The following is a 17,578-nucleotide window of genomic DNA, read 5'->3' on the forward strand; positions in this document are numbered from 1 at the left end:
CATGTACGCCTCCAGAGCGACGATTTCCTTCAGAGCGACGATGTCCTCGCGACCGTAGGCGGCGGCGGGGTGCCACCCTGTCCACATCCGGCGAGGAACATCCGCCGTCGGCAACGGGCCGCCGCCCACAACCCGCCGGGAGGGCTCTAAGGTGCCTGCGCCCCGGACCTAAGGCAGCGCGCGCCCCGCAGGATCCGAAGACCTCCCGATGCGGCGCCCCCACCTTGGTGACGACGCTGGAAGCACACCGAATGACCAGCTCGTCGAAGGAGGCCGTCGTGATGCATCACGAGTTCCAGACCGCCCGGCAGGCCGAGATCCTCGCCCGGGCCGCGCACCGCCGCCTGGCCCGCGAGGCCGAGGAGGCGGCGAAGGCAGCAAAGGGGGCAAGGGAGGCGAAGGAAGCGAAGGAGGTGAAGGAGGCGAAGGAGGCCCGCACCACCACCACCGACAGCCGCCCCGGCCCGGACAGCCGCACGCGCTACGCCCGCACCGCGTGACCGAACAAGAGCCGCGCGAGGCCGTGCACCCGGCCGGGGACGCCGCCGAATCGGCTGTCCCGCCTCTCGCGCGGCATGCGATGCTCGGCACCATGCAGAGCAGCCACACCAGCCCCGTCTTCGTCGGCCGCAGCGCCGAGCTGACCGCCCTCGGCGAGGCCCTGTCCCGGGCGAACGCCGGGGAGCCCCGCGCCCTCTTCGTGGGCGGCGAGGCCGGTGTCGGCAAGACCCGCCTGATCCAGGAGTTCCTCGGCAGGGCCGCCGCGGGCGGCGCCGTCGTCGCCCTCGGCGGCTGCGTCGAGATCGGCGCCGACGCCCTGCCGTACCACCCCGTCTCCACCGCGCTGCGCTCCCTGCGCCGCCAGCTCGGCGAGGAGCTCGACGCCGCCGTCGCCGGCCAGGAAGGTGAGCTGGCCCGTCTCCTTCCCGAACTCGGCGAGATGGACCGGGGCCACCTGGAGACCGACGGCCGCGCCCGGCTCTTCGAACTCACCGCCCGCCTCCTGGAGCGCCTCGCCGCGGACCGCACCCTCGTCCTCGTCCTGGAGGACCTGCACTGGGCCGACCGCTCCACCCGCGAGCTCCTGAGCTATCTGCTGCGCGCCCTCACGGACAGCCGCATGCTCATCGTCGCCACCTTCCGCGCCGACGACCTGCACCGCCGCCACCCGCTGCGCCCCGCCCTCGCCGAGTACGAGCGGCTGCGCACCGTCACCCGCGTCGACCTGCTCCGCTTCGACCGCGCCGAGGTCCGCCGCCAGCTCGCCGCCATCCGCGGCGAGGCCCCGCCGGAGCAGGTGCTCGACCGGATCTTCGACCGCTCCGAGGGCAACGCTTTCTTCGTCGAGGAGCTGGCCTGCAGCATCCTCGATGGCTCACCGGGCGGCATCAGCGACTCCCTGCGCGACCTCCTCCTCGTCCGGGTCGAGGCGCTGCCGGACGAGGCGCAGCGCGTGGTGCGGATCGCCGCCGAGGGCGGCTCCGAGGTGGAGTTCCGCCTCCTCGCCACCGTCACGGGCCGCACCGAGGACGAGCTGATCGAGATCCTGCGCACCGTCGTCGGCGCCGCCGTCCTGCAGCCCTGCGACGACGGCGAGTCCTTCCGCTTCCGGCACGCCCTGATGCGCGAGGCCGTGGCGGGCGACCTGCTGCCCGGCGAGCGCTCCCGGCTCAACCGCCGCTACGCCGAGGCGCTGGAGGCCGACCCCACGCTCGTACGCCCCGCGGAGCTGACCGGACGCCTGGCCGGGTACTGGTTCGGCGCCCGCGACGCGGCTCGGGCACTGCCCGCCGCGATCGCCGCGGCAGCCGCGGCGCGCGGCCGGCACGCGTTCGCCGAGCAGCACCAACTGCTCGAACGCGCCCTGGAGTTGTGGGACGACGCCCCCGAGGAGCTGCGCCGCAGAACGATGCGGCAGGGCGTCGAGGACGGCCTGGGCCTGGCGTTCTCCCCGGACGTCACCGGAGACTTCGTGGACCTGCTCGCCGCGGTCGCCGTCGCCGCGCGGCTCGCGGGCGAGCGGGAGCGGGCCCTCGCCCTCTGCAAGCGGGCGCTGCGCACGCTGGAGGGCGACCCCTCGTCGGACGCGTCCGGTCGCACGGCCGCGGGAGACCCCCTGCGGGCGGCCTGGTTCTGGACCGAGCGGCACCGGCTCCTGCGCGCCCTCTCGCGCTCCGACGGCTGGGACGAGATCGCCCACGCCCAGGAGCTCGTGCAGGGGCTGCCGCCGTCCGTCGTGCACGCCGAGGTGCTGATGAACGCGGCGTACTGGTGGGCGGTGCACCAGCCGGGTCCGACGGCGCTCAAGACCGCTCAACAGGCCGTGGAGATCTGCCGGTTGACGGGCGCCGAGATCGCAGGACTTGCCGCCCAGCAGACCCTGGCCTGGCTCATCATGGACACGGGAGACCTGGAGGAGGGGCTCGCACTGGCCCGCGACGTGTGCGAGCGGGAGCTGACGCCGGGCAACACGGACGTCGTGCTGCGCGGCTACGGCAACGTGGCCACGGCGCTGCACGGCATCGGCCGCTTCGGCGAGGCCGTCGAGGTCGCCGAGAAGGGCAGCGGCCTGGCCGACCGGCACGGGCTTCCGGACATCGCCTCCTTCGTCGACGGCAACCTCGCCGAGTCCCTCACCCAGCTCGGCCGCTGGTCCGAGGCCGACGCGGTGCTCGCCCGGGCCGTCGGCCGCCGCGGGGTGAGCGCCCGCACCTGGGGGCAGGTCGCCGAGCAGCGGGCCGAACTGACCCTGGCCCGGGGCGCGTACGAAGAGACCCGGCGCGTCCTCGACGAGTCCGGCGGCTGGACCAGCGGCCCCTACCCGGAGCCGCAGCACACCCTGACCGTGGCCCGGTTCGCCATCGCCCTCGCGGCCGCCGACGGCCGGATCCTCGACGTGCGCTCGCTGCTTGCGGCGGAGGTCGGCGACGGCATCCCGTCCGGCCACCAGCGCTACGGCTGGCCGCTGCTGTACGAGGCCGCGGCGGCGGAGGCGCGGGCCCGCGGGCAGGCGGTGGCCGAGCCGGGGCGCGCGGCGGCGGTGGCGCGGATCCGCGAGGCGATGCGGGGCCAGCCCGACTTCGTGCCGCTGTGGGCCGCGCAGGCCCTGATGATCGAGGCCGAACTGGTCACGGCCGAGGACGGTGACGCCACCGCTCCCTGGACGGAGGCCGTGGCCGCCGTCGAACAGCTTCAGACCCCGGTGCTCCTCGCCGGCGCCCGGCTGCGGCTCGCCGAGGCCCTGATCACCCACGGCGGCGGCGGGGCCCGCGAAACGGCCGGTGAGCTGCTGCGGCAGGCCGAGACGGTGGCGCGCGAGCTGGGCGCGGCGCCGCTGGAGGCGGAGATCGGCACGCTGGCCGGCCGCGCGCGGATCCCGCTGCGGCAGGCCGACGGGGAGGCGGCCCCGCCCCCGGCGGCGGCGCTGGGGCTGACCGCGCGGGAGCGGGACGTGCTGCGTCTCGTCGCCGCCGGACGGAGCAACCGGCTCATCGCGGAGGAGCTGTTCATCTCGCCGAAGACGGCGAGCGTGCACGTCTCCAACATCCTGGCCAAGCTGGGCGCCTCCGGCCGGGGAGAGGCCGCGGCCATCGCGCACCGCCTCGGGGTCTTCGACGAGTAGCCCATCGGGCCCGGTCCCGCGCGGCGTCCGCCCGGCGCGCGGGATCCGGGTCAGGCGGGACTGTCCACGGGTTCCAGCACGAACACGGGAATCACCCGGTCGGTCTTCTCGCGGTACTCGTCGTACGTCGGGAACACGGCGACCGCGCGCTCCCACCACGTCGCCCGCTCGTCCCCGGTGAGCTCACGGGCCGTCATGTCCTGGCGCTCGGCGCCGTCCTGGAGCTGCACGCGCGGGTCGGCCCTCAGGTTGAAGCACCAGTCCGGGTGGGTGGGGAAGCCGCCGTTCGTGCCCACGGCCGCGTACCGCCCCTCGTGTTCCACGCGCATGAGCGGGGCCTTGCGGATCTTGCCGCTCTTCGCGCCGCGCATCGTGAGGATGACGACGGGCAGGCCCGTGTCCCACAGCGTCGCCCCGCGCGTACCGCCCGAACTCTCGTACTGCTCGACCTGCTCGCGTATCCACTGCACCGGATTCGGCTCGTACTCGCCCTCAAGAGACATCGCGGTCCTCTCCGTCGTCACTCGCGGTTGATGCCGCGCCGTTCCCCACGGGCCTCGCGCGCGAGCGGCGAGGCCCTCGCCTCCCCCCTTCGTACCCCGGCTCCTGGCGGCCGAAGAGAGGACCGCGGCCTTTATGAGCGCTCCTTGCCCGGAGTATGAGCAAACGATGACGGCGGCCGGTGGGGCGCTCCGGGACTGTTGTGCTGGGGGCATGAACAGCAAGCGCAAGTCCCGTTCCCGTGCTCCTCAGCGCCCGGCCCGCCACGCCCTGGGCGCGGTCGCCGCCGTCGCCGCCCTCGGCATCGCCCTGGTCGGATGCGGTGAGAAGGGCTCCGGCACCAGGGACGAGGGGAAGAGCACGACGGCGAGCACCGACACGAAGGTGCTGTGGGTAGGCGACTCCATCGCGGGCGCGGAGGCCCCCGCCCTGGGCGCGGCCCTCAAGGCCAGTGGGGTGGCGTTCAAGGACTCCTCGTCCGACGGCGGCGGCACGATCGTCGACAGCGGCGAGAAGATCACGCGGATGATCTCCGGCGACACCTGGAAGCAACTGGCCAAGGACATCGAGTCGTTCCGTCCCACCGTCGTCGCCTACCAGCTCACGACCTACGACTGGGGCAGCGCGGGCCGACAGCGGGCCGCCTACGAGAAGCTCGTCGACACGGCCAAGCGCGCCGGCGCCGATGTGGTGTTCGTGCCGTCCCCGCCCATCAAGATCGACGGGTTCTACAAGCAGCACGAGGCGCAGATGCGGACGGCCCCCGAGGTGGCCGCGAAGGTGGCGGGCAGGAGCGGGGGCGCGGCGGCGTTCCTCGACGCCTCGCGGGTGTGGGGCACCGACCACACGGCGAAGAAGGCGCTGCGGGCCCCGGACGGGATCCACAACTGCCAGCAGGGCGCGGCCGCCTTCGCCCAGTGGTTCACCGGGGAACTCGGCAAGCGGGAGAACTTCACACCCGCGCCGGTGGACTCCTGGGCCCAGAAGACCTGGACCGGCGACGAGCGCTACGGCAAGCTCCGCTGTGCCGCGTGACGCAGCGGCAGCCGAGCCCATGCCCCCGCACCGTCCGGCACCCCTCTCCGCGCCTCCGCCCCCGCCCCCGCACGGCCGCACGGTGCCCGCCCGGCACCGTGCGGCGCGCCCCGGTGCGGCGGGCCGTGCGCACATCGCCGCCCTCGACGGGCTGCGCGGGTTCGCGGTCGTGGCCGTGCTGCTCTTCCACGCCGGGCACCTGAGCGGCGGGTTCCTCGGTGTCGACCTGTTCTTCGTGCTCTCCGGGTACCTGATCACCGGGCTGCTGCTCGGCGAGGCGGCGGGACGCGGACGGGTCGCCCTGGGCGCGTTCTGGGTCCGCCGGGTCCGCCGGCTGCTGCCCGCCCTCTGCTGTGTGGTGGTCGTGACCGTCGCGGCCACCTGGGCGTGGGGGAGCGCGGAGCAGCTGCGTTTCGCGCTCGACGACCTGCCGTGGGTCGGGGCCCAGGCGGTCAACTGGCACTACATCGCCGAGCAGATCGGCTACTGGAACGCCTCCGACACCCGCGTCTTCGCCCACCTGTGGAGCATCGGCGTGGAGTGGCAGTTCTATCTGGCCTGGCCGCTCGTGGTGGCCGTCGCCGCCCGGGGGCGGTGGGGCGAGCGCGTCGTGGCCGTGCTCGCCGGGGCGGGAGCCCTGGTCTGCCTCGCCCTGACCGTCTCGCTCGGCGCCGCGGTGGACACCACCCGCGCCTACGAGGGCACCGACACCCGGGGTGCCGCCCTGCTGCTCGGGGCGCTCGTCGCCACCGCGCCGGTACGCGGCCTCGCGCGCCGGGTGCCGCGCCGCGCGGCCGACCCGGTGTGCCTGGCCCTGGCGTGCGGCCTCGCGGCGGCGTGGGCGGTGACCGAGGGCGAGAAGGCGCCCCTGCTCTTCCAGGGCGGGCTCTTCGCGCACTCGCTGGCCGCGGCCGTCCTGATCGTCCTGATGGCCCAGGTGCCGGGCACCCGGTCGGCACGGATCGCGGGCGGCCGCCTGCCGCGCGGCCTCGGCAAGGTGTCGTACAGCCTGTATCTGTGGCACTGGCCGGTGTACCTGCTCCTGCTGCCGCGGCTGACGGCGCTCGGGGACCTCGGCGGGACGGCCGTCGCCATCGGGGTGTCGCTGGTGGCCGCCGCGGTGACGACACGGCTTGTCGAGGATCCGGTGCGGCTGCGGACCGGGTGGGCGCGGGGCGGGCGCGGGCCGGTCGCGGTGGCGGCGCTTGCCCTGGTGGGAGCCGTGCTGTGGGTGGTGGTGCCGGAGCCGGTGATGGGGGCGGGGACCGTGGACGTGGACCAGCTGAAGTGACGCCCGGGGGTGGGCCTCGGGCCCCAGCCAGGAGAAGGCCCCACCCGCCCGTACATTGAGCGATCCACCGGATGGCTCACGCGATGCCGGAAAACCCGCCCGCTGTGGAAGGACCCCTCCATGACCCGTGTCCTGCTGATCGAGGACGATCCGGCCGTCCGCCGCGGCGTCGTCCTCGGCCTGTCCCGCAACGGGCACGAGACCGAGGCGGTCGGCACCGGCGAGGACGGCCTGGAGGCCCTGGCCGCCTTCAAGCCCGACCTCGTGCTCCTCGACCTGATGCTCCCCGGCATGAGCGGCCTCGACGTGTGCCACCGCATCCGCGAGACCAGCCAGGTTCCCCTGGTGATCCTGTCCGCGCGCGGCGACGACATCGACGTCGTGATCGGCCTGGAGGCGGGCGCCGACGACTACGTGGTCAAACCCGCGGGGGCCGCGGTCATCGAGGCCCGGATCCGGGCGGTGCTGCGCCGCGTCGCCCCCGCCCAGGCCGACACCGCCCCGGGCGCCGGGCCGACCCGCGTGGGCGACCTCGAGATCGACCGCGACGCGCTGATCGTCCGCAAGCAGGGCGAGGAACTCCCGCTCGCCCCCTCCGAGTTGAAGCTGCTGCTCTTCCTCAGCGCCGCCCCGGAGCGGACCTTCAGCCGCCAGCAGTTGCTCGAGGACATCTGGGAGCACAGCTACTACGGCGACGCCCGCCTCGTCGACGCCTGCGTGATGCGGCTGCGCGCCAAGATCGAGGAGGATCCGCGCAGCCCGGTGTACGTCCAGACGGTGCGCGGCTTCGGCTACCGCTTCGGACCGCTGCCCGCATGAAGCCCGCCCTGCCCCGCGGCCTGCGCCCCCGCCTGGTCGTGGCCTTCGTCCTCGTCGCCGCGCTCAGCGCGCTGGTCACCGCCGCGCTCACCTTCCGGCAGGCCCGCAGCGCGATCCTGGACCGCACCCAGAACAGCGCCGTCCACGATCTGCGCCTCCAGATCGACTCGCTCGCCCCCAACCTGCCGCCCGACCCCACCGACACGGACCTGCGCACCTTCGCGCGCCAACTCGACCGCGCCTCGGGCTCGCGCGCCTGGCACACGGCCGTCTCCCGCGACGGCGGACCGCTCATCGGCACCGCGGCCGACATCGGCGGCGCCCTGCGCGACGCGACCAGGAGCGGCGACGCCACCTTCTACGAGCGCGTGGAGCACGCCGAAGGACCGCGACTCCTGATCGGCATGCCGATCGACTACGCCGCCGGGCACCGAGGAACGGGCGGGGGCGGAGGAAGCGGCCGTGGGGGAGAAGCCGGCAGCGGCGCGGCGGCGGCGAAGCCGTCGGGCCTCGTCGCCTACGCCGCCATGTCCCTGAAGGGCGAACGGGCCGACATCTCCGCCCTGATCACCGCGGCCTGGGCCGGCGCCGTCCCCGCGCTCGCCTTCGCCGTCGTGCCCGCCCTGTTCGCGGCCCGCCGCGTGCTGCGTCCCGTACGACAGTTGCGTACGGCCGCCGAGAAGATCACCTCGGGCGCCCTCGGTACCCGCCTCGACGTCGCGGGCAAGGACGAACTCGCCTCCCTGACGGGCACGTTCAACACCATGGCCGCCACGCTGGAGCAGGACGCCGCCGAGCTGCGGCGGATGGAGGCCAACGCCCGCCGGTTCGCCGCCGACGTCTCGCACGAGCTGCGGACCCCGCTCGCCGCGATGGCCGCCGTCACGGACGCCCTGGACGAGGACGCCCGTTCGGAGGCGCTGCCCCCGGACACCGCCGACGCGGTCCTGCTCATCAGCGACGAGACCCGCAAGCTGACCGCCATGGTCGAGGACCTGATGGAGATCTCCCGCTTCGACGCGGGCGCCGCCGAGCTGCGCCTGGACGACGTGAGCCTCGGCACCGTCGTCCACAAGACGCTTCAGCTGCGCGGCTGGCGCGAGCCGGACGAGGTGATCACCGAGCTTCCGCGGGAGGATCCGCGCATCCGGGTCGACGCGCGCCGCATCGACGTCGTCCTCGCCAACCTGATCGGCAACGCCCTGCGCCACGGCGCCGCTCCCGTCACCGTCCGGGCGACCGCCACACCGGAGACCCTGGTGATCGACGTCGCCGACAACGGCCCCGGCATCCCCGACGAGGTGCTGCCGCACGTCTTCGACCGCTTCTACAAGGCGGACGTCGCGCGCACCCGCTCCGAGGGCAGCGGCCTCGGACTCGCCATCGCCAGGGAGAACGCACGGCTGCACCACGGGACCCTGGTCGCCGCCAACCTGCCGGGCGGCGGCGCGGTGTTCACCCTCACCGTCCCGCGCACGCTCCCGCAGGAGGACCAGCCGTGAAGCGCCGACTCGCCCTTCTCACCGCCGTGTTGGGGCTCCTCGCGGCGGGCTGCGGCGTCGGCGCCACCGGCCCGGTGCGGGCAGGCGCTCCGGCGTCCGGCCTGCGGGCCCCCGGATCTGAGGGCCATTACGCCCACCTCTACTTCGTCGGTCCGTACGGCATCCAGGCCGTCACCCGCGAGGTCGACTCCGCCACGACCCCGCAACGCGCCCTCGACCTGCTCCTCAAGGGCCCCGACGCCGCCGAACGCGCCCGCGGCCTGATCACCGAAGTGCCCCCGATCCACGGGCGGCTGATCGCGACCGTCGACGACGGCGGCGTGGACCTGCGCCTCCCGGTGCCGGTGGCGCAGACGACCGGTGGCGGCGGTCTCGGGCTCAGCCAGATCATCTGTACGGCGGCCAACGCCCGGGTCGCCGACGGCAAACAGCCCGCCGACGTGGACGTACGGGTCTACGAGGAGGGCTATGGGAGCCCCTGGACCGTCCGCTGCAACGCGGCGGGCAACGTCGTCCCCGTCTCCACGCCCTCCCCGAGCCGGAAGCCCGGGGGATAGGCCGACCAGCCGGGTCGCTGCGACTGTGCCGACTACTTGGTGAACCGGCCCAGATACGCGTCCGCGCCGTCCGGGTCCATCAGCCACTCGCGGTACGTCGACGGGTCGGCGTAGCCGTTGGCGAACCGGTGGGCGACCTCCGGGTGGTCGAAGGCGGTCTCGATGGCGCGCCGCACCTGCTCGGGCTGTGGTTCGCGCAGCATGAACTCGGTGAAGGCGTGCGTGTGCCGGGCGTTGTCCCAGTACGCGGCGAAGGTCTCCCGCATCCACTGCTCGTCGAAGGGGAGTTCGCCACGGCTGAGGATGGCGTCGAGGTAACGGGCCGCCGCCCGCGTGGCGTTGTTCGCGCCCTGTCCGGTGATCGGGTCGTGGACGGCGAGCGCGTCCGCCATGCCGAGGACGGGGCGGTCGCCGTCCACGTGGGCCACGGGGCGGCGGACGGTCGGGGTGATCGCGCCGTACAGGGCCGCGCCGGGGTCGGTGGGTTCGGCGCGGCGGAAGCGCTCGTACTCCCAGGGCGCGTGCGTCCGCAGGAGTCCGAGGGCGCGCCGCCAGCCGGCGGCGGCGTCGGGGCGGTCGCCCCAGCAGTCGTAGGCCCCGCCCCACCGCCCCTCGAACAGCACGATGTCGCAGGGCCCGCCGACCGTGAGCGCCCGCATGATGATCACGTCACCGGCGGGCGGTACGCCGGTGGTCCGGACGTGTCCGGCGGCCGGGTCGGCGGCGTCGTGCGCGACGCCGTGCACGTAGAAGCAGGCGAGAGTGCGCTGCGGGCGGTCGTGGACCGGCCAGGACGTGTCGTGGGCGAAGAGCGCGGAGAGTTCCCCGCGTCCGGTGGCGAGCACGGTCAGGTCGTGCGCGGCCGCGAGGCCGGCCACCTCCGAGGGGCCGACGGACCGGAACTCCGCGCGCCCGCCCCGCTCCTCGAACAGCTCCAGCCACGCGGCCAGCTTGACCCGCTGGTCGACGGAGCGGACCTCGTCGTCGAACGGCGCGGTGAACCTGCGCACCGGCGCATCGGGTTGCCCGTCCGGCTCCCAGTGGCTGAGCTCGAACCCCGGCATCACGGGCGCGGTGTCGTCCCAGAGCGCGAGCCCGGCCTCCCGCTCGATGCCGAGGGCCGGTCCGAACATGAGCTGGGTCGAAGTGACCCGGCCGCCCCGCACCTCCTCCGGGCGCCGCTCGGCGACCAGCGTGACCTGATGTCCGGCCGCAAGGAGCCCGAGGCCCAGCTGCAGCCCCGCCTGCCCCGCCCCCACGATCGCGATCCCGCGCACCTCGTCCTCCGTCCCGCTCCGGCCGCCTCGGCCGGGCACGGTTCAGTCGTACCCAGGTCCGGCGTCGCCATCTGCGGTCGTTCCGTACGCTGACGGCGTGACGCACCCCAAGAGCCCGAAGCGCGACGGCGCCGCGGCCGAGCGGCCCCTGGCCGTGTTCGACCTCGACGGCACCCTCGCGGACACCGCGCACCGCCAGCGTTTCCTGGAGCGCAAGCCGCGCGATTGGGCGGCGTTCTTCGCCGCCGCCCCGCACGACCCGCCGCTGCCGACCGGGGTGCGCCTCGTCCTGGACAGCGCCGAGGAGTGCGACATCGTCTACCTCACCGGGCGGCCCGAGCGCTGCCGCGCCGACACCGAGGCGTGGCTGGCCGCGCAGGGCCTGCCCGCGGGGCCGCTCCGGATGCGGCCCGACCACGACCGGCGGCCCGCGCGCCGCACCAAGCTGGAGGCGCTGCGGGTCCTCGCCCGCGACCGCGAGATCCGGATGCTCGTGGACGACGACGAGTTGGTGTGCGTCGACGCCGAGCGCGCCGGGTTCACGGTGGTGCGGGCGCGGTGGGGGAGCGCCTCCGCGGAGCTGCGGGACGCGCAGGAGCGCCAGGGCCGTACCTGAGGGCGGTCCTGGCGGCCGTATGTGAGGCGGTCCGGGCCCGGTGGCTCAGGCCGAGTCCTCCAGGCGGAAGCCGACCTTCAGGCCGACCTGGTAGTGCTGGATCTGTCCGTCCTCGATGTGGCCGCGCACCTGCGTGACCTCGAACCAGTCCAGGCCGCGCAAGGTCTGCGCGGCGCGTTCGATGCCGTTGCGGATGGCCTGGTCGACGCCTTCGTGCGAGGTGCCGACGATCTCGGTGACCCGGTAGGTGTGGTCGGACATGGGCGGGCTTCTCCTCTCCGCGGCGTTGCGGTGCCCTCCACGGTAGTGCCGGGGACGGGTGGGGGCCTGTCGACGGATGTGGGGGGAAACTGTGCCCATGCGTCCACCGAAGTGTCACGAATGAGCGCACGCCCCTTGACCGGCGGGTTGGTCCATACCAAAATCCTGCACACCCGTTCGAGCTTCTGCTCTTCCCCACGTCGGGCTTCCCCCGCCCTGTCCGCAGGCAGAAAGTGACCGACGTGAACCGCCGCCGCCTCCGCATCGCCCTCTCCCTCACCCTGGCCCTCGCCTCCACCGCCCTGCTGCCCGGCTGCGGCCATCTGCCCGGGGGCGGGGACGACAGCAGCACCGTGCAGGTGTGGCTGATGCGGGGCAGCGCGTCGGACGCCTTCGTGAAGCGCTTCACCGAGGACTTCGAGAAGCGGCACGGCGACATCGACCTGGACATCCGCATCCAGGAGTGGACCGGCATCGGCGAGAAGGTCAAGGCCGCCCTCAAGGACGACGACGGACCGGACGTCATCGAGGTGGGCAACACCCAGGTCGCGCAGTACGTCGACCAGGGCGGCCTCGCGGACCTCACCCTGGAGTCCGCGCGCGACCTCGGCATGGAGGACTGGCTGCCGGGCCTCGCCGAGCCCGGGCGCTACGACGGCGGCCAGTACGGCATCCCCTGGTACGCCGCCAACCGCGTCGTCATCTACAACAAGGACCTGTTCGCGCAGGCCGGGATCGAGCAGCCGCCGAAGACGCGCGCGCAGTGGCTCGAGGACACCCGGCGGCTCAACTCCGGCGGAAACCAAGGTCTCTACCTGGCCGGTCAGGACTGGTACACGCTCGCCGGATTCATCTGGGACGAGGGCGGCGACCTGGCCAAGGGGGAGAAGTCCGGCTCCTGGAGGGGCACCCTCGACACGCCCGCCGCGCTGCGCGGCATGGAGTTCTACAAGCAGCTCCAGGCGCTCGGGGACGGGCCGCCCGACGCCGACGAGGAGCACCCGCCGCAGTCCGGCGTGTTCGCCAAGGGCGACGTCGCGCAGATCATCGCCGTGCCCGGCACCGCGCGCGCCATCGAGGCGAAGAACCCGAAGCTCAAGGGCAAGCTCGGCTACTTCCCCATCCCCGGCAAGACCGCCCGCGAGCCCGGCGCTGTCTTCACCGGCGGCTCCGACCTGGTCGTGCGCGACGGCACCGACGAGCGCAAGGGCGCCGTCGAGGTGGTGAAGGCCCTCGCCGGGGACAAGTGGCAGAAGGACCTGGCCCGCACGATGGACTACGTCCCGAACAAGACGACGCTGGCGTCCGCCGTGTCCGGGGAGGCCGGGGTCGCCGCGATGGCGGCCGGGGCCGCGCGGGGGCGGGCCACGCCCAAGTCGCCCGCGTGGGCGGCCGTGGAGGCGGACAACCCCATCAAGGCGTACATGTCCAAGGTCCTCGCCGGGGGTGATCCGGCCCGCGAGGCCAAGGTGGCCTCCGGCCGGATCACCAAGGCGCTGGACGCCCCGGGCCCGTGAGGCCGGATCGCCGGGCGCGCCTCAGGGCGCGCCCGGCTCCGTGGACACCACGGCAGGCCTCAGGCTCCGGCCACCGTGCTCAGGGACAGCGCGAAGCGGGCCCGCTCGTCCGTCCACCAGTGGGTCAGTGACAGGTCGGCCGCCGCCAGTTCCGACTTCACCACCTCCTCCCGGAACTTCGCGGAGATCTCCGTGCGCAGTTCCTCGCCCGCCGCGAAGTGCACGGCGAGGTCGAGCGCGGGGATCTTCACGGTCTGGGCGGACCGGGACCGGAGCCGCATCTCGATCCACTCGTGGTCGCGGTCCCAGACGGCGACGTGGGCGAACGCGTCGGGGTCGAAGTCCGCGCCAAGCTCGCGGTTGATGACGTGCAGGACGTTCTTGTTGAACGCGGCGGTCACGCCCGTCGCGTCGTCATAGGCGGCCACGAGCACCCCCTCCTCCTTGACCAGGTCCGTGCCGAGGAGCAGCGCGTCACCGGGGGAAAGGAGGCCGCGCACCGACGTGAGGAACGCGGCGCGCTCGGCGGGCAGCAGATTGCCTATCGTGCCGCCGAGGAATGCGACCAGGCGCGGCCCCGGCGTGCCGGGCAGCGCGAGACCGCGGGTGAAGTCGGCGATGAGGGCGTGCACATCGAGGGCGGGCCGCTCGGCGATCAGCGTGTTGGCCGCGCCGGTGAGCGCGGACTCGCTGACGTCGACCGGGACGTAGGTGTGCAGCGACTCCATCGCGTCGATCAGGTGCCGGGTCTTCTCCGACGAGCCCGAGCCCAGCTCGACGAGGGTGCGCGCGCCCGTCGCCGCGGCGATCTCGGCGGCCCGGGCGACGAGGATCTCCCGCTCGGCGCGCGTCGGGTAGTACTCGGGCAGCGTGGTGATCTCGTCGAACAGGGCGCTGCCGCGCGCGTCGTAGAACCACTTGGGCGGCAGGGACTTCGGAGTCCGGGAGAGGCCGTGCAGGACGTCGGCGCGCAGCGCGGCGCCCGCGGCGTCCTCGGGCAGGGTGCGGGTCAGCAGGAACGGGCTCACGCGGTGGGCTCCTTGAGCGGGGTCAGCAGGATGTCGGTCCTTGTGGCGGCGAGCAGGGTGCGGTCGGGCACCTCGCGCCAGGACGGGTCGTCGTCGTAGGGCTCGGAGGCGACGACGGTGCGGCCGGTGCGGCGGCCGGGCTCGGCCAGGTACCAGAGGGTGTCGCCCCAGGCCGTCGCGGCGATCGTCGCGCCGTCGGTGAGGAGCAGGTTCAGACGGGACGCGGGCGCGGCACGCGCCACCTCCACGGTGACGTCGCCGAGCGCCTGCGCCACGTCGTCGCCGCGCCGCAGCCGCTCCAGGACCAGCGCCCACACCAACGCCGAGTCGCAGCGGGCCTCCAGGGACAGCAGATCGGCGGGCGGCAGCGTGGTCGCGACCGCGGCGAGCGAGTCCGGCCAGCCGGACACCGCCCCGTTGTGGCTGAACAGCCAGGGCCCCGCGGCGAACGGCGCCGCCGCGGCCTCCCCGTCCGCGCCCGCCTCGGTGGCGTCCCGCACCGCGGCGAGTACCGCGCCGGAGCGCACCACCCGGGCCAGGTCCGCGAAGGACTGGTCGCCCCAGATCGGCCCGGCCCTGCGGTAGCGGGCCGGCACCGGATCGCCGGCCGCGTACCAGCCGACGCCGAAACCGTCCGCGTTGACCGTCCCGTACCGCTGCCTGCGCGGCGCCCACGACTGCCGGAACAGGCTGTGCGCGGGCTCCACGAGCAGCGCGCCGAGCGCCTCGGGCTCGCCCAGGAACGCGAGGTGACGGCACATCAGATGACCCCCTCGGAGGTCTCGGCGGCCGTGACGTCGCGCGCCGTGCGGAAGCCGGAGAAGATCTGCCGCCGCACCGGATGGTCCCAGTTGCGGAACGTGCCCCGGCAGGCCACTGCGTCGACCGAGAAGGCGCCGCCGCGCAGCACCTTGTAGTCGCCGCCGAAGAACACCTCCGAGTACTCGCGGTAGGGGAAGGCGACGAAGCCCGGGTAGGGCAGGAAGTCGCTGGCCGTCCACTCCCAGACGTCACCGATCAACTGCCGTACGCCGAGCGGCGACTCGCCCAGCGGATAGCTGCCCGCGGGCGCCGGGCGCAGATGCCGCTGGCCCAGGTTCGCCCGCTCCGGCGTCGGGTCCGCGTCGCCCCAGGGGTAGCGCAGCGACCGGTCCTCGCCCGGGTGGTGGCGCGCGGCCTTCTCCCACTCCGCCTCGGTCGGCAGCCGCCGCCCGGCCCAGCGCGCGTACGCGTCCGCCTCGTACCAGCTGACGTGCAGCACCGGCTCGTCGCCCGGAACCGGCTCCAGGGCGCCGAAGCGCCGCCGCAGCCACTGGCCCGCCTCGCGCCGCCAGAACAGCGGCGCCGTCAGCTTGTTGCGGCGCACCGCCTCCCAGCCGCGCTCGTGCCACCAGCGCGGCTCCTCGTAGCCTCCGGCGTCGATGAAACGCTGGTACGCGGCGTTGGTGACGGGCGTGGTGTCGATGAAGTACGGCGGTACGAAGCGCCGGTGCGCGGGACGTTCGTTGTCGAGCGCCCACGGCTCCGCCGACGTGCCCATCATGAACGGGCCGCCGGGCACGAGCACTTCGGGCGGACCCGTGAACCCCCCGAATGCCGCCGCCGGATCCGGGTCCGGCGCGGTGAGCGCGGGGGCGCCCGCCCGCAGCTGATGGGTGATCAGCATCGTCTCGTCGTGCTGCTGTTCGTGCTGCGCGATCATTCCGAAGGCGAAGCCCGCGTCGGTGAGCAGCGAACCGTGGAACGGCGTGCTCTCCAGCACGTCGAGCGCGCGGCCCCGCACGTCGGCGGCGTAGCGGCGGGCCTCGTCCGGCGCGAGCAGCGGCAGCGAGGGCCGGGTGGCCCGGGGGTGCTCGAACGCGTCGTACAGCGAGTCGATCTCGGGCCGCAGCGCCGCACGGCCGCCGACCGCGCGCAGCAGCCACTGCTCCTCCTGGTTGCCGATGTGCGCGAGGTCCCACACCAGCGGGGACATCAACGGCGAGTGCTGCGCCGTCAGTTCGCCGTCCTCGACACAGGAGGTGAGCAGCGCGGTGCGCTCGCGCGCGGCGAGCAGCGCGCTCTGCGCCCGGGCCCGCAGCGCCTCGGGGTCGGCCGGGGATGCGTCATGGGGTCCCGTCGTGGAACCGGTCATCGGTGTGCGTCCTTCCCGAAGAGAGGGGTCCCGTCCGTGCGGGCCCCGGCCCCGTGCGTTCCGTCTGCGTGCGCCCCTGTCCCGTCCGGGGGAGCCGCGTCGAGCAGGTCGTCGGCGGGGCAGCGGCCGCGGGCCACATAGCGCTCGGTGTGCGCCGCGACGACCGACAGGACGTGGCTGTCGGCGCCGAGTCTCGGCAGCGCGTCGAGCGCGGCGGCGAAACAGGCCGCGGCGGCCTCGTGCAGCTCCGGGTCGGCGAGTCCGTGGCGCGCCGCGTCCAGCCACAGCGGGCTGTGCGGCGGCGGGGTGGCACCCGCGCGCTCGGCCAGGGGCTTGACGGTGCGGTAGGCCGTCTCCGCGGCGCCCGCGTCGTCGAACAGCGCGCTCGTCACCGCGAGCGGCACGATCCAGCCGTCCTCGCCGGGCTGCGCGTCGACCATCCGCAACTCCAGGTGGCCGCGCGGCCGGACCGGCGGGAACAGCGTGGTGAGGTGGTAGTCGAGGTCGGCGCGGGTGGGCGGGCGCGGCGCCCCGGAGCGGGCCCAGGACCGGAAGCTCAGGCCATCGGGAACCAGCCAGGGCGCCTCGTCGGCAGGGTCGGTGCGCACGCACATCACGGGCGCGTCGAGCGCGTGCCGGGTCCAGGCCGCCCGCGGCTCCTCGTCGAGGGCGGGCGCCCCCGACCTGCCCGGGTCGATGCCCGCCCACACCGCCTGCCGGGTGGAGCGCCAGCCGGTACGGCGGCCGTCCTGCAGCGGGGAGTTGGCGAACGCGGCGACCAGGACGGGGCCGAGCAGATGGGCCAGCCGCCAGCGGCGGGCGTAGCCCAGCGGCCCGGGCTCCTCGTATCCGGCGTCCAGGCAGATCTGCACGGACGCCGTGGAGCACATCATGCGCCGCCCGGCCTCGCCGGTGCGGTCGAACCAGCTCTCCATCGCGTCGTAGCGCGGCTCGTGCAGGATCCGCGCGGGCGCGCGCCAGGGGTCGGCGCCGAGGCCGGTGAGGGTCAGGTCCAGGGAGCGGAGCGTGTCGCGGACGACGGCCAGATCGGCCGATACGGCTGACACGCACTCCATGAGGGACGCGGCGGGAAGCGAGCTGAGCTCCAGCTGGCCGCCGGGTTCGACGGTGACCGTCGAGTGCAGGGGCTTGGTCCGCAGAGCCGCGCGAGCTGCTTCGACACGGGCGGACGACACGGGCGTGCGGGGCGCGTCCGGTGCGTGCAGGAGCCATTCGAGCTCCACACCGGTGATGGCGGGCGGCCCCGTCTTGAAGCAGATGCCGCGCACCAGGGCCTCTATCTCGGCCTCGGTGACGGCCTGGCCGAGACGGGCTCGGCGTGTCGTACAGTCTCCCTCTGGCATGTCGCGGGTCCTCCTGTTCGGCCTGCGCGGGCGGACTGCCCGCGCAGCGCTCGT

The 17,578-nt window shown here is 74.3% G+C and carries 16 protein-coding genes; 9 read left to right on the top strand and 7 right to left on the bottom strand.

Going from position 1 to position 17,578, the window contains the following annotated elements:
* The first annotated feature begins 278 nt into the window (after positions 1-278).
* Entirely contained in the window at positions 279-500 is a 222-nt protein-coding gene (locus OO63_RS09290; RefSeq protein WP_157853964.1) for a hypothetical protein, read from the top strand.
* Positions 497-3,622: a helix-turn-helix transcriptional regulator gene (locus tag OO63_RS47360; protein WP_282916680.1), complete on the top strand. Its 3,126-nt coding sequence runs from the start codon at positions 497-499 to the stop codon at positions 3,620-3,622. Before OO63_RS09290 ends, OO63_RS47360 begins: the two co-directional genes overlap by 4 nt.
* 50 nt (positions 3,623-3,672) lie before the next feature.
* Here the strand turns inward: OO63_RS47360 and OO63_RS09300 are convergent, their stop codons facing one another.
* Positions 3,673-4,125 (bottom strand): nitroreductase family deazaflavin-dependent oxidoreductase, encoded by a 453-nt coding sequence (locus OO63_RS09300; protein ID WP_030362562.1) that lies wholly within the window; start codon positions 4,123-4,125, stop codon positions 3,673-3,675.
* Between the two features lie 211 nt (positions 4,126-4,336).
* Between OO63_RS09300 and OO63_RS09305 the strand changes: the two genes are divergently transcribed.
* The 5 genes from OO63_RS09305 (at position 4,337) to OO63_RS09325 (ending at position 9,327) form a co-directional block, all read left to right on the top strand.
* On the top strand, positions 4,337-5,158 hold the full coding sequence (locus OO63_RS09305; protein ID WP_030362563.1) for an SGNH/GDSL hydrolase family protein: 822 nt from the start codon (positions 4,337-4,339) through the stop codon (positions 5,156-5,158).
* A gap of 133 nt (positions 5,159-5,291) precedes the next feature.
* Positions 5,292-6,449, top strand: a complete 1,158-nt coding sequence (locus tag OO63_RS09310) for an acyltransferase family protein (protein WP_030362564.1) — start codon at positions 5,292-5,294, stop codon at positions 6,447-6,449.
* A 120-nt stretch (positions 6,450-6,569) separates the two neighbouring features.
* A complete protein-coding gene (locus OO63_RS09315; RefSeq protein WP_030362565.1) occupies positions 6,570-7,268 on the top strand; it encodes a response regulator transcription factor in 699 nt (232 codons plus the stop codon).
* Positions 7,265-8,770 carry a sensor histidine kinase gene (locus OO63_RS09320; protein ID WP_030362566.1) on the top strand — a complete coding sequence of 502 codons (1,506 nt, stop codon included), beginning with the start codon at positions 7,265-7,267 and terminating at the stop codon, positions 8,768-8,770. The genes OO63_RS09315 and OO63_RS09320 overlap by 4 nt, the downstream gene beginning before the upstream one ends.
* The gene (locus OO63_RS09325) at positions 8,767-9,327 is read left to right on the top strand and encodes a hypothetical protein (protein WP_051810693.1); all 561 of its coding nucleotides are present in this window, start codon (positions 8,767-8,769) and stop codon (positions 9,325-9,327) included. Before OO63_RS09320 ends, OO63_RS09325 begins: the two co-directional genes overlap by 4 nt.
* A gap of 32 nt (positions 9,328-9,359) precedes the next feature.
* Here the strand turns inward: OO63_RS09325 and OO63_RS09330 are convergent, their stop codons facing one another.
* Positions 9,360-10,643, bottom strand: a complete 1,284-nt coding sequence (locus tag OO63_RS09330; RefSeq protein WP_234311403.1) for a styrene monooxygenase/indole monooxygenase family protein — start codon at positions 10,641-10,643, stop codon at positions 9,360-9,362.
* 58 nt (positions 10,644-10,701) lie between these two features.
* On the opposite strand from OO63_RS09330, the gene OO63_RS09335 reads away from it, so the two are divergent.
* Complete coding sequence (locus OO63_RS09335; RefSeq protein ID WP_051810694.1) at positions 10,702-11,220, top strand: phosphatase domain-containing protein; 519 nt, start codon at positions 10,702-10,704, stop codon at positions 11,218-11,220.
* Between the two features lie 45 nt (positions 11,221-11,265).
* On the opposite strand, the gene OO63_RS09340 is transcribed toward OO63_RS09335, so the two are convergent.
* Complete coding sequence (locus OO63_RS09340) at positions 11,266-11,481, bottom strand: dodecin (RefSeq protein WP_030362570.1); 216 nt, start codon at positions 11,479-11,481, stop codon at positions 11,266-11,268.
* 242 nt (positions 11,482-11,723) lie between these two features.
* Here OO63_RS09340 and OO63_RS09345 point away from each other — a divergent pair, with 242 nt between their 5' ends.
* Positions 11,724-12,998: an extracellular solute-binding protein gene (locus OO63_RS09345; RefSeq protein ID WP_397622276.1), complete on the top strand. Its 1,275-nt coding sequence runs from the start codon at positions 11,724-11,726 to the stop codon at positions 12,996-12,998.
* Positions 12,999-13,057: 59 nt separating this feature from the next.
* Here the strand turns inward: OO63_RS09345 and egtD are convergent, their stop codons facing one another.
* The 4 genes from egtD to egtA are packed head-to-tail and all read right to left on the bottom strand — an operon-like array spanning position 13,058 to position 17,524.
* On the bottom strand, positions 13,058-14,026 hold the full coding sequence (egtD, locus tag OO63_RS09350) for an L-histidine N(alpha)-methyltransferase (RefSeq protein ID WP_030362572.1): 969 nt from the start codon (positions 14,024-14,026) through the stop codon (positions 13,058-13,060).
* Entirely contained in the window at positions 14,023-14,787 is a 765-nt protein-coding gene (gene egtC, locus OO63_RS09355; RefSeq protein WP_030362573.1) for an ergothioneine biosynthesis protein EgtC, read from the bottom strand. The genes egtD and egtC overlap by 4 nt, the downstream gene beginning before the upstream one ends.
* Positions 14,787-16,160, bottom strand: a complete 1,374-nt coding sequence (gene egtB, locus OO63_RS09360) for an ergothioneine biosynthesis protein EgtB (RefSeq protein WP_030362574.1) — start codon at positions 16,158-16,160, stop codon at positions 14,787-14,789. Before egtB ends, egtC begins: the two co-directional genes overlap by 1 nt.
* On the bottom strand, positions 16,157-17,524 hold the full coding sequence (gene egtA, locus OO63_RS09365) for an ergothioneine biosynthesis glutamate--cysteine ligase EgtA (protein WP_078619040.1): 1,368 nt from the start codon (positions 17,522-17,524) through the stop codon (positions 16,157-16,159). Before egtA ends, egtB begins: the two co-directional genes overlap by 4 nt.
* Positions 17,525-17,578 lie beyond the last annotated feature (54 nt).

The organism is Streptomyces alboflavus (assembly GCF_000716675.1).
Classification (GTDB): Bacteria; Actinomycetota; Actinomycetes; order Streptomycetales; family Streptomycetaceae; genus Streptomyces; species Streptomyces alboflavus.